The sequence below is a fragment of the Bradyrhizobium sp. 40 genome (genome assembly GCF_023100925.1).
Lineage (GTDB): Bacteria > Pseudomonadota > Alphaproteobacteria > Rhizobiales > Xanthobacteraceae > Bradyrhizobium.
The window spans coordinates 607,598-619,796 of the sequence record NZ_CP064688.1 but is presented as its reverse complement, the minus strand read 5'-3'; the positions used below and the strand labels follow the sequence as shown (position 1 = coordinate 619,796).

The 12,199-nt window shown below is 64.0% G+C and carries 10 protein-coding genes; 1 reads left to right on the top strand and 9 read right to left on the bottom strand.

All coding sequences use genetic code 11. The annotated features are described in order from the left end of the window. Window positions 1–196 precede the first annotated feature (196 nt). The 8 genes from IVB40_RS02855 to IVB40_RS02820 all read right to left on the bottom strand — a co-directional run bounded on the left by IVB40_RS02855 (window position 197) and on the right by IVB40_RS02820 (window position 7,916). Window positions 197–466 (bottom strand): GlsB/YeaQ/YmgE family stress response membrane protein, encoded by a 270-nt coding sequence (locus IVB40_RS02855; RefSeq protein WP_247818040.1) that lies wholly within the window; start codon window positions 464–466, stop codon window positions 197–199. Between the two features lie 95 nt (window positions 467–561). Then, window positions 562–1,539 carry an ABC transporter ATP-binding protein gene (locus tag IVB40_RS02850; protein ID WP_247362902.1) on the bottom strand — a complete coding sequence of 326 codons (978 nt, stop codon included), beginning with the start codon at window positions 1,537–1,539 and terminating at the stop codon, window positions 562–564. Continuing rightward, window positions 1,536–2,951 (bottom strand): amidase, encoded by a 1,416-nt coding sequence (locus IVB40_RS02845; protein ID WP_247818039.1) that lies wholly within the window; start codon window positions 2,949–2,951, stop codon window positions 1,536–1,538. Before IVB40_RS02845 ends, IVB40_RS02850 begins: the two co-directional genes overlap by 4 nt. Beyond that, window positions 2,948–3,145, bottom strand: a complete 198-nt coding sequence (locus IVB40_RS02840) for a hypothetical protein (protein ID WP_247818038.1) — start codon at window positions 3,143–3,145, stop codon at window positions 2,948–2,950. The genes IVB40_RS02845 and IVB40_RS02840 overlap by 4 nt, the downstream gene beginning before the upstream one ends. Next, window positions 3,142–4,203 (bottom strand): ABC transporter ATP-binding protein, encoded by a 1,062-nt coding sequence (locus tag IVB40_RS02835; protein WP_247818037.1) that lies wholly within the window; start codon window positions 4,201–4,203, stop codon window positions 3,142–3,144. The genes IVB40_RS02840 and IVB40_RS02835 overlap by 4 nt, the downstream gene beginning before the upstream one ends. A gap of 2 nt (window positions 4,204–4,205) precedes the next feature. Next, the gene (locus IVB40_RS02830) at window positions 4,206–5,108 is read right to left on the bottom strand and encodes an ABC transporter permease (protein WP_027570091.1); all 903 of its coding nucleotides are present in this window, start codon (window positions 5,106–5,108) and stop codon (window positions 4,206–4,208) included. 2 nt (window positions 5,109–5,110) lie between these two features. After that, on the bottom strand, window positions 5,111–6,064 hold the full coding sequence (locus IVB40_RS02825) for an ABC transporter permease (RefSeq protein ID WP_247459803.1): 954 nt from the start codon (window positions 6,062–6,064) through the stop codon (window positions 5,111–5,113). Window positions 6,065–6,257: 193 nt separating this feature from the next. Continuing rightward, the gene (locus IVB40_RS02820; protein WP_247818036.1) at window positions 6,258–7,916 is read right to left on the bottom strand and encodes an ABC transporter substrate-binding protein; all 1,659 of its coding nucleotides are present in this window, start codon (window positions 7,914–7,916) and stop codon (window positions 6,258–6,260) included. A 209-nt stretch (window positions 7,917–8,125) separates the two neighbouring features. Between IVB40_RS02820 and IVB40_RS02815 the strand changes: the two genes are divergently transcribed. Further along, window positions 8,126–9,721, top strand: a complete 1,596-nt coding sequence (locus tag IVB40_RS02815; RefSeq protein ID WP_247818035.1) for an ABC transporter substrate-binding protein — start codon at window positions 8,126–8,128, stop codon at window positions 9,719–9,721. A gap of 199 nt (window positions 9,722–9,920) precedes the next feature. Here the strand turns inward: IVB40_RS02815 and IVB40_RS02810 are convergent, their stop codons facing one another. After that, window positions 9,921–12,152 carry an adenylate/guanylate cyclase domain-containing protein gene (locus IVB40_RS02810; protein ID WP_247818034.1) on the bottom strand — a complete coding sequence of 744 codons (2,232 nt, stop codon included), beginning with the start codon at window positions 12,150–12,152 and terminating at the stop codon, window positions 9,921–9,923. Between the last annotated feature and the right edge of the window lie 47 nt (window positions 12,153–12,199).

Here is a 12,199-nt window from a genome sequence, read left to right as displayed (position 1 = left end):
GACCCGGATTAACATCGCGTTTGCGCTCATCGCCCAACGCAGTCGAATACCCGGGACCCCTATGGCCCACATCACCCCCGACCGGCCCTGCACGCAAGTCCGGAATCTCACGATCTTGCGGCTTTTTCTTGCAGACATGTCACCTCTCCCCTGGCGGGGAGAGGTCAAAAGTTCGATCAATTGAACTCGGGCGCCATTAGAACCGGCCACCGCCGCGGGCCAACCGCACCACCAGCAGCAGGATGACCGCGCCGATCGCGGAATAGATGATCTCCGATATCAGTCCGGTGCCGATGTGAATGCCAAGCTTCGGAAACAGGAAGCTTGCCACCAGCGCGCCGGCGATGCCGACCACGATATCGCCGATCATGCCGAATCCGGTTCCGCGCACCACCTTGGCGGCCAGCCAACCCGCCACCAAGCCGACGAACAGGATGACAAGCAGGCCTTCGTTGGAAATGTACATAAGTGAGGTCCCTCTCCGTGAACGGTTCCATGGAAGCGGAACCGGGATGAACGAGGTGTGAATGCTGTTCCCCGCTTCCCGGTCGCGGTCAAATATCAGGACAGTGCGGTGACCGGCTCCGCCAGCACGCACCGTGCCGCCCGGCCCGGGCCGACCTCCACAGTCCCTGGCAGTTGTTCCAGGCAGCGCGGCTGGGCTACGGCGCAGCGGGGCGCAAAGGAGCAGTTGTGCGGCCTCTCGCCGAGCGACGGCGGGGTGCCGGGGATGGTCTCGAGTCGCTGTCCCCGCTTGGCCCCGTGGACGGTCGAGGCGAGCAGGCCCTTGGCGTAGGGATGCACCGGCGAGCGGACGATGTCGCGAAGTGTGCCCTGCTCCACGATCTGGCCGGCATACATCACCGCGACCCGGTCGCAGATCTCGATGGCGACCCCGATGTCATGGGTGACGAAGATGACGGACATGCCGAACTCGCGCTGCAATTCGCGCAACAGCAGCAGGATCTGGATCTGCACGGTGGCATCGAGCGCGGTGGTCGGCTCGTCGGCGAGCAATATCTTGGGACGACACGCGAGCGCCAGCGCGATCATCGCGCGCTGACGCATGCCGCCGGACATCTCGTGCGGATAGGCATCGAGCCGGCGCTTTGCGGAAGGAATGCGCACGACCTCGAGCATTTCGAGCGCCCTCGCCCTACCCTCCGCGTAAGACTTGCCTTCGTGACGCACCACGCTTTCGGCGATCTGCGCGCCGATGGTGTAGACCGGATCGAGCGCGAGCGCCGGCTCCTGAAAGATCATCGACACGGTCTGCCCACGGAACGACGACAGCTGCCCGTCGTTCATGGCGAGCACGTCGCGACCCATCACGTTGACCTTGCCCGTGATCTGGGTGCGCTTCTTCGGCAACAGCCGCATCAGTGCACGCAAGGTCACGCTCTTGCCCGAGCCGGACTCTCCGAGCAGGCCCAGCACCTCGCCGTCGCCTAGCGAGAGGCTGAGATCGTTCACGGCATAGACCGTACGCTCGCCGGTGAAGCGGATGTTGAGGCCTGAGATCTCGACGAGCTTTGTCATGACGGAAGTTTCGGCAGCCTGTCGTGGTAGTCGGTGGCGCGCTGGAATGCGGCGCCGATGGTGAGCAGCGTCGCTTCATCGAACGAGCGGCCGATCAGCTGCATACCGACCGGAAGACCGCTCTTGGTGAAGCCAGAGGGCACCGTGAGCGAGGGCAGGCCGAGGTAATTCACCGGACGGGTGAACAGCGTCAGCCGCTGCAACAGCGTCGGCGCGTTCGGCCCGCCGCCGACGTCGCTCTCCTCGATGGTCGGCGCCGGCACCGGGGACGCGGGCGCGATGATCGCATCGACACCTGATGTCGCAGCGTTGTGCGCAGCGAGCGCCGGTCCGCGCCAGCGCATCGCCTCGAGATAGGTGATGGCGGGGACCGCAAGCCCGTTCTGAAGCCGCATCAACACCTGCGGACCATAATCCTGCGGCCGCTCGATCATCCAGCGCTTGTGGAAAGCGGCGGCTTCGGCTGCAAGCACGAGCTGGCTTGCCGAGGACAATTGCCGCTGGTCGGGCAGCTCAACCGTGACGATGTCGGCGCCCTCGCGCTTGAGCACCGCGATGGTTTCGTCCAGCACGCGCGCGACCTCGCCGTCGAGATCGTCGACATAGAAGGACGAGGGGACGCCGACTTTGAGGCCCTTCAGCGAGCCCTTGGTCGCGCCGACATAGTCAGACAGCGGCTCTTGACTGCAGGTCGAATCCTCGGGATCAGGGCCGGCCATCAGCGCCAGCAGCAGCGCGCAATCCTCGGCGGTGCGGGCGAGCGGGCCGACCGTGTCGAGCGACTGCGACAGCGGCATCGCACCGGCGCGGCTGACCCGGCCAACGGTGGTCTTCAGTCCCGTGACGCCGCAGAAATGCGCGGGCATGCGGATCGAGCCGCCGGTGTCGGAGCCGAGCGCGGCATAGGTCAATCGCGCCGCGACCGCAGAGCCCGAGCCTGACGACGAGCCGCCGGTGATGTGCGCGACATTCCAGGGATTGCGAACCGGACCATAATGGGCGTTATGACCGGTCGGGCCATAGGCGAACTCCGCCAGATGCAACGTGCCGAGCCGAACCTGGCCGGCGTTCTTCAGCCGCTGCAAGGCAGTCGAGGTGACGGTCGGAACGAAATCGCGGCGGATCAGCGAGCCGCAGGTCGCGACGTGACCTGCGTCGTAATACATATCCTTGTGCGCGAGCGGCACGCCATGCAGCGGACCGCGGAATTCCCCCTTGGCGAGTTCGGCGTCGGCGGCATCGGCAGCCTTCAGCGCCGCCTCCGATTCGATCGACATGAAGGCGTTGAGATGCGGCTGCCACTGCGCGATACGATGCAGCAGCGCGCGCGTCACCTCGTGTGAGGACACTTGCTTCATCGCAATCGCGCGCGCGACCTCGGTAAGCGTCATCAATGCGGGCTCGGTGCTCATTTCGAGACCTTCGCAGTCTGCGCGATCAGATAGAGCGCGGGCTCGAGATCGAACGGCAGCGTGCCGGCAATGGCCGCAAAGCCCTCGAAGGCCGGTCCGATGGAATTGGAGATGCGCGTCGCAATCTCGTCGTCGACGGGAACGCCGGCGACCTGTGCCGTCGCCTTGATCTCTTTCGTCGTCGGTCTCGTCATACGGTTTCCTCCTTGGGCGCGCGGCTATGGCCTGAACCCGGGATCGCCATGTAGCAGGCGGCCTCGTGGCCCATTCTATCGAGCGCGGTGAGTTTTGGTGTCGCATTTGCGCAGAGCGGCTCCGCAAACGGGCAACGGGTGTGGAAGCGGCAGCCCGAAGGTGGATCGATCGGATTGGGCGGGTCGCCCGTGATCGGCGGCGTCTCGGTGCGGCGATCCGGATCCGAGGACGGCATCGCGGCAAGGAGTGCGCGCGTATAGGGGTGCGCCGGCTGGTCCCAGACCTGGTCGACCGGGCCGAGCTCGACGACCTCGCCGAGATACATCACCAGCACGCGATCGCTGATATAGCGCACGACGTTGAGATCGTGGCTGATGAAGAGATAAGTCAGGCCGAACTCGCTCTTGAGGTCGGCAAGCAAATTGAGCACTTGCGCCTCGACCGATTTGTCGAGCGCGGAGACGGCTTCGTCGAGGATCACCAGCCGCGGCGAGAGTGCCAGCGCACGCGCGATGTTGACGCGCTGGCGCTGGCCGCCGGAGATCTCGTGGGGGTAGCGGTTGGCGAAATTCGCAGGAACCAGGCCCACTTTGCCCAGCAGCTCGCGCGCCAGCGCCCGCGCAGCGCCGTCCGCCATGCCGTGCACCTTCGGGCCGAAGGCGATCGATTCCTCGATGGTCAGGCGCGGATTGAGCGAGGCGTAGGAATCCTGGAACACCATCTGCATGCCGCGGCGCAGCTCGCGCAGGGAGAGCGACTGGCCGACGCTCATACCGTCATAGATGATGTCACCGGTGTCGCGCGGCATCAGATGCATGAGCAGCCGCGCGGTGGTCGACTTGCCGCAACCGGACTCCCCGACGATGCCGACGGTCTCGCCCTTGGCGACGGAGAAGGAAACATTGTCGACGGCACGCACGGTGCGCTTTGCGGCGAACAGGCCGCCTCGCACCGGAAAATGCTTGGTCAGGCCGTTGACCTGGAGCAGCGGTTGGGCGACGCCGCCGAGGTCTTCGATCGGCTCCAGCATTACGACTGACGTGCGGACTTCGCTCATGGCTAGTTCCTGATGTCCATGGCGCTGCGCAGGCCGTCCGAGAGCAGGTTGAAGCAGATCGAGACCGCGAAGATCATCGCACCGGGGAGTGCGGCGACCCAGGGGTTGACATAGATCGCGGTCCGCAAGGTATTCAACATCAGGCCCCATTCCGGCTCCGGTGGTTTGGTGCCGAGGCCAAGGAAGGACAGGCCCGCCGCGAGGATCATCGAGACCGAGATCAGGCTGGTCGCGTAGACGAAGATCGAACCGAGCACATTGCCGAGGATATGAACGCGCATGATGGTGAACGGTCCCGCGCCCGAGGCGCGCGCGGCATCGACGAAGTCCATGTTGCGCACGCCGGTGGTGACGCTTTCGGCGACGCGGGTGATCTGTGGCACGAACACGACGGTCAACGACACGATGGAATTGAGGATGCCCGCGCCCAGCGCGCCCGAGATCGCGATCGCCAGCAGCACGGACGGAAACGCGTAGAACACGTCGATCGTGCGCATGATCGCAGTGTTGAGCTTGCCGCCGACATAGCCGGCAACGAGGCCGAGCGACGTACCGATGCAGAAGGCGAGGATCACCGGCAAAATGCCGATGAGAAGCGACAAGCGGCCGCCATAGATCAGGCGCGCCAGCATGTCGCGGCCGAGCTCGTCGGTGCCGAGCGGGTAGCCTGATGTGCCGATGTGGCGCAGGCGGCGGATCATCGAGCCCTTGTACGGATCTTCCAGACCGAGCCACGGCGCAACGATCGCGGACAGGAAGATCAGCAGCAGCACCAGCGCGCAAACCATGCTGACCTTGTCGCGCCGGATACGACGTCCGACGGTCGCCCAATAGCCGCGCGCCTTGGTCGCGGGCGCGGACTGAAGTGCCGCATCGCTGGTGACGGACAACGGAAGCTCGCTCATTGCTAGCCCCGCTTGATGCGCGGGTCGATCGCGGCTTGCGCGATGTCGACCAGCAGATTGAGGAAGACGAAGAACAGCGCTAGGATCAGGATCGTGCCCTGGAGCAGCGGCAGATCGCGCTGGAAGATCGCCGAATTGAGCAGGAAGCCCGAGCCCGGCCAGGAGAACACGGTCTCGATCAGGATCGAGCCGCCGAGCATGTAACCGAGCTGAAGTCCCATCACCGCGAGCGCGGTGGGCGCGGCGTTCTTGATGACGTGGCGGAACACGCCGCGCTCATGCAGGCCTTTTGCACGCAGCGCCTCGACGAAATCCTGGCTGAGGATGTCGCCGGTCAGCGCGCGCACCGTGCGGGTGACGATGCCCATCGGGATCACCGAGGTCGTGATCGCCGGCAGCACGAGGTATTGCAAATGCGCCCAGTCCCAGGCCCAGGCGGCGGAGCCGCCGGGTCCGGCGCCGACGGCGGGCAGCCAGTTCAGCTGAACCGAGAAGATGATGACGAGCACCATGCCGAGCCAGTAATGCGGCACCGAAACGCCGGCGATGGCAAACGACGTCGCCAGCTTGTCGATCCAGGTCTCGCGGAAATAGCCGGCGACCAGTCCGAGCAGGATGCCCATGGTGAAGCCGATGATCGCCGCCGCGATCGCCAGCGTGACGGTGTTGCTGACCGCGCGCATGACCTCGGCGAGCACCGGGCGGCCCGTGGCGATGGAATTGCCGAGATCGCCATGAAGCGCGCGGAGCAGCCAAAGCCCGAACTGCACCGGCAGCGGGCGGTCGAAACCGTAAGCGGTGCGGAGCTGCGCGGCGAGCTCCTGCGAAGCGTCGGCGGGGAGCACTGCGACGAGCGGATCGCCCGGCGTGATGTGCACGAGCAGAAAACACACCAGCGCGACGCTGATGACGATCGGGACGACGTAGACGATGCGTCTGGCGATATAGGCGAGCACGTTGTTTCTTTTCTTCCCTTCTCCCCTTGTGGGAGAAGGTGGCGCGAAGCGCCGGATGAGGGGTTGTATCCCCGGGTGCAGTGTTAACGAATAAGAGAGCGTCTCTCGCGGAGAGAGACCCCTCACCCGGCTTCGCTTCGCGAAGCCACCCTCTCCCGCAAAGGGAGAGGGTGCACTGAGCAAGCCGAGAGAATTACTGCAACGACACCAGCGAGAAGTCGATGAACCAGCTCTTCGGCTGCACGACGCCTGTCACCTTCGGGCTGATGGCGCGCGGGCCAACGTCGTGGGCGACGTAGAGGAAGGCTGCGTCGTCGACGGAGGCCGCGTGCAGTTCGGCGAGCGCGGCGTCACGCGCGGCGGGATCGAAGGTCTGCCGCGCCTTCTTCACCAGCTCGTCGAATTTGGGATTGTTGATGAAACCCCAATTGTTCGAGACCGGCGGAGCCATGCCCGATTGCAGGAAGCGCACCAGCGCGAAGAACGGATCCATCGCCGCGTAGGTGACGTTGGTTGCGTTCGAGCCGTTGGCGCTGGGATCCTTGGCGCCGCGGCGCCAATTGGTGAACAGCGTATTCCACTCGATCACGTCGAGCTGCACGTCAAAATAGCATTCGGCCAGCGCCTGCTGCAGATATTCGTTCATCGGCAGCGGCTGCATCTGGCCCGAGCCGGACGCCGAGGTCTGGGTCTTCACCGTCAGCTTCTTGGTCGGGCCGAATCCTGCCTCCTGCATCAGCTTCTGCGCAGCCACCTTGTCGTACTTGATCTCGAAGGTCGGCTTGCCGCGCCAGGGATGGCCGGCCTCGAAGGTGCCGGTCGCGGGCACCATCAACCCCGCGAGCAGGCCGTCCTTGAGGCCTTCGCGATCGACGCAGAGGTTCGCGGCCTTGCGCACGCGGATATCGTTCCAGGGCGAGCCCTCCACGCGCGAGAACTGCCACGGCCAGACGTGCGGCTGCTCGTTCGCGTAGAGCTTGAAGCCGCGCTGCTTCAATTCAGGCAACGCATCCGGCGCCGGCGCCTCGACCCAATCGACCTGCCCGGAAAGCAGCGCCGCAGTGCGCGCATTCGCTTCCGGCATCGGCAACAGCACCATCTTGTCGACTTTCGGCACGCGGTCCTTGTTCCAGTAGCCCGCATTCTTGACCAGCTCCAGCCGCTCGCGCGGCGTGAACGCGGCCATCTTCCACGGGCCGGTGCCCGCGGCGTCCTTGGCGAACGCGGTCCAAGCCGCCTGCGACTTGGCCTTGGCGTCGGCGCCCTCCGCCTTGTCGTAGAAATGCTGCCACTTCGCCGGGCTCGCCATGAAGAGGTTGGTGAGGTTGATCGGCAAAAAGCTGTCGGGCTCCTTGGTGGTGAGCTCGACCGTCATGTCGTCGACCTTCTTCGCGGATGCCAGCGTCGGCATGCGCGAGGCCGTGACGCCGACCTGGCTGGCGTCGAATTGCGGCGCGTCCTGCTTCAGCACTTTCTCGACATTCCACACCACGGCGTCTGCATTGAACGGCGAGCCGTCATGGAAGGTGACGCCCGGCCGCAGCTTGAAAGTCCATTTGGTCTTGTCGGCATCGTCGACCTTCCACTCGGTGGCAAGGCCGGGGATCACCACGCTCGCCTTGTCGGCCGAGGACAGGTCCCAGCCGGTGAGCGCGTCATACATGGTGAGGCCGGTGAAGCGGTTGCCTTCAAAACCCTGATCGGGCTGGCCCAGCGTGCGCGGAATATCGGCAGCCGTCATGGCGATGCGCAACACGGTTTCGGCACTTGCGGCGCGCGGCCACGCAGCCGCGCTACTGAGCGCCAGCAACGCGATCAGCGCCGCGCGGGTCTTGTTCTTATTGATAAGCATTGACTCAATCCTTTTCCGGCTTCGATGACTAATTTTGATGCAATCGTATGCAATGCCTATGCCAATGGGGAAACTTATTCTGCAAATTGCCCCTGCGACGACAAGTCCTTGTGATGACGCCTCCGTGAAAGCACCTTGCTGCCTATTCTGGCATCAAGATTGCAGGTTTGGCTCCGATTGTCCTTGAAGCCTTCCTGGAGCTTTGGCCCATGCGTATCCGACTATCGACCTGTTTCGCCGTGCTTGCACTGGCGTTGTCCGCGATTCCGGCGGGCGCCGAGACGGTGCTGCGCTACGGCATCTCGATGGCGGACATCCCGCTGACGACCGGCCAGCCCGATCGCGGCGCCGGCGCCTATCAGTTCACGGCCTACACCATCTACGATCCGCTCGTGGCGTGGGAGATGGACGTCGCCGACCGCCCGGGAAAGCTGATGCCCGGCCTGGCCACCGAGTGGAAAGTCGATGCCGAGAACAAGACGAAATGGCGCTTCACCCTTCGCAAGGGCGTCAAGTTTCACGACGGCAGCGAGTTCGACGCCGATGCCGTGATCTGGAATCTGGACAAGGTGCTCAACGACAAGGCGCCGCAATTCGACAAGCGCCAGAGCGCCCAGGTCAAGACCCGCCTGCCTTCGGTCGCGAGCTACGCCAAGATCGACGACTCCACGGTGGAGATCACCACCAAGACGGTCGATTCCTTCTTTCCCTATCAGATGCTGTGGTTCCTGGTGTCGAGCCCAACGCATTACGAAAAGCTCGGCAAGGACTGGGATAAGTTCGCGAGCCAGCCTTCGGGAACCGGCCCGTTCAAATTGACCAAACTGGTGCCGCGCGAGCTCGCCGAGCTCACCAAGAATCCGGATTATTGGAACAAGAAGCGTATTCCCAAGGTCGACAAGCTCGTGCTGGTGCCGATGCCGGAAGCGCTGACGCGGACCAATGCGCTGCTCGCCGGGCAAGTCGATCTGATCGAGACGCCGGCGCCGGATGCCGTGCCGCAGCTCAAGGCTGCCGGCATGAAGCTCGTCGACAACGTCACGCCGCATGTCTGGAATTATCATCTGAGCGTGCTGCCGGGTTCGCCCTGGACCGACATCCGCCTGCGCAAGGCGCTGAACCTCGCGATCGATCGTGAAGCCTTGGTGGGCCTGATGAACGGCCTCGCAAAACCCGCCAAGGGACAGGTCGATCCGTCGAGCCCGTGGTTCGGCAAGCCGAGCTTCGAGCTGAAATACGATGTCGCCGCGGCGAAGAAGCTGGTCGAGGAAGCCGGCTACTCCAAGGCGAAGCCGCTGAAGGCCACCTTCATCATCGCACAGGGCGGCACCGGCCAGATGCTGTCGCTGCCGATGAACGAATTTTTGCAGCAGAGCTTCAAGGAGATCGGCATCGACATCGATTTCAAGGTGGTCGAGCTCGAGACACTATATACGCACTGGCGCAAGGGCGCGGCCGACGAGATGAACGCCGGCATCACCGCCAATAACATCGCCTATGTCACCTCCGATCCGCTCTACGCCATCGTCCGCTTCTTTCATTCGAGCCAGATCGCGCCGGTCGGCGTCAACTGGGGTGGCTACAAGAATCCGAAGGTCGACGCGCTGATCGACGAGGCCAAGCAGACCTTCGACAGCACCAAGCAGGACGAGCTGCTGGCGCAGGCGCACGCGCTGATCGTCGACGACGCCACGCTGGTGTGGGTGGTGCACGACACCAACCCGCATGCGCTGTCGCCCAAGGTCAAGCAATTCGTGCAGGCGCAGCACTGGTTCCAGGACCTCACCACGATCGGGGCGGAGTGAGGCTCAAGGCCGGCGGCACTCAGCTTCCGCAAACACACCGTCGTCCTGGCGAAAGCCAGGACCCATAACCACCGAATTCGTTTGGCGAAGATTGGTGGTTGGCCGCTCGCCGTAACAACTTCTCCCTGGGGCAACGGGTCCTGGCGTTCGCCAGGACGACAGCGAGTGTGTGGTTAGCTTCAAACCACACATTTGCCCCCTACTTCGTCAGCAGCGCATAGGCCCCGGTCCAACCCTCCGGCGGTGGATTGACCTGGAATTCCTTGATGCGCACTTCGTAGAGCTTGAACAGCTTTTCCAGAGTGTCGGCATCCTCGCTCCTGCGGCCGCGCTCGATCGCGTCCAGCGCGCCCTGCCAGTCGCGGCTGCGATAGCAGGCGAGCATTTCGATGGTGACGTTGCGCAAGCGCTGGAAGGCGCCCGAATGCATCACGTCCGCGCGGCCGGCGATGGCGTAGATCACTTCCGGCTCGGTCTTGCCCTTGACCATGATGAAGTCGAGCTCGAGAATTGCGAACTTGTCCTTGGCGGCGAGCGCGGTGCGGGAGCCAACGATGATCGGAAAGCCGTATTCTTTCGACTGGCCTTCCAGGCGCGAGGCCAGGTTGACGCTGTCGCCGAGCACCGAATAGTTCTTCTTCAGGTCGGAGCCCATGTTGCCGACCACGCCGATACCGGTGTTGAGACCGATACCGACGTTGAGCGGGATGTAGACGTGGCCGCCATCGACGGCTTCCTGCTCGCGGTCCTTGTTCACGGCGTCGATCCTCTCCAACATCTGGATCGCGGCCTCACAGGCGTTGACCTCGTGCTCGGCATCGTCGAGCGGCGCGTTCCAGAACGCCATGATGGCGTCGCCCATATATTTGTCGATATAGCCCTTCTGATCGATGATCACGTCGGTCAGCGGAGTCAGGAAGCGGTTCATCAGCGCGATCAGGCCCTGCGGATCGTGCTTGTAGGTTTCCGAGATGGTGGTGAAGCCGCGCACGTCGGAGAACATGATCGTCATTTCGCGCTCCTCGCCGCCGAGGACGAGCTTTTCCGGTGACTGCGCGAGTTGCTCGACCAGCACCGGCGACATGTATTGCGCGAACATGCCGCGAATCTGCACGCGCTGCCGCTGCTCGCGCACGAAGCTGGCAAAGATCAGCGTCAGATAGATCGCCGTGGTCGAGAGCAGCGGATAGGTGAAATCGATCAGATAGCGGTATTGCACGTAAAAGAACCAGGACACTCCGATCAGGATCGCGGCGAAGGTCGCGCCGGCAAGCACGAGGCGGACCGGTCCGAGGTTCGGCGTGAAGATGATGACGAGCAAGCCGATGATGAGCGCGGCGAGCAGCTCGACGCCGAGCGCGTAGTTCGGCTGGGATATTACCGCGCCGCTCAGCACGCTCTCCAGCACCTGCGCATGGATCTCGACGCCCGGCATGGTCGAGGACACCGGCGTGGTCTTGATGTCATTGAGCCCAACCGCGGAGGTGCCGATCAGCACGAGCTTGCCGGCGATCTTGTTCGGCGGCACGGTATTGTCGAGCACGTCGGCAGCCGAGACGTAGATCGAGGGATCCTGGCGCGCATAATGCACCCACAGCTGACCGTTCCTGTCGGTTGGGATCTCCACGCCCTTGAGACGCACGGCCCGCACGCCGGTCTTGTCGGTCCGAACCAGCAAGGTCGGCGTGCCCGTGACGACGCGCAAAATCTCGAGGCTCAGCGAAGGCATGACCATGCCCTGGGCGCGCATGATCATCGGCACGCGTCGGATCAGGCCGTCGCGCTCGGTCTTGATCGAGAACAGGCCGCGGCCGGCCGCGACCTTCTCGATCTCGGGCACGTTGCGCAACAGCCCGGGAAATTCGAACAGGAAGCGCTCAGCGCCCTCCTCGCCGACCGTCGCGACGCCGGTGAAGGGCAGCGACTTGTCGACCTCGGACGAAATCGCCCGCTGCCCAGTCTCGCCCAGGATCACGCGCGAGCGCTTGATCGCGTCGGCGAGGATCTGGTCGTTGCTCGGCAGCTCGCGCAGCTTGGCGCGGGTGGCGTCGTCCAGGTACCGCATCTGGCTCGCGACCAGATCCGGATTGAGCCGATCAGCCTCCGAGAACACCACGTCGAAGCCGATTGCCACCGCACCGTTATTGGTGAGGTTCTGGATCAGGTCGGCGATCCGTGTCCGCGGCCACGGCCACTGGCCGAGCTTGGCGAGGCTCTTGTCGTCGATGTCGACGATGGTGACCGGCCGCACCGTCTTGTGACGCGGATCGATCAACTGAAACATGTCGAAGGTGCGCAGCCGCAGTTCCTGGATCGGCGGCGGATCCCAGAGGCGAGCGCCGGCAAACACGACGAGCAGCGCAAGGCACATCAGCCGCGCAAACCCCAACTTCCGCGCAAACCACCGCCGCAGGATCTTGAGACGTTTCATTTCAGTAGGACTTCCTGCCCTGCCTCGCGCCGTGCGCACTGATCATG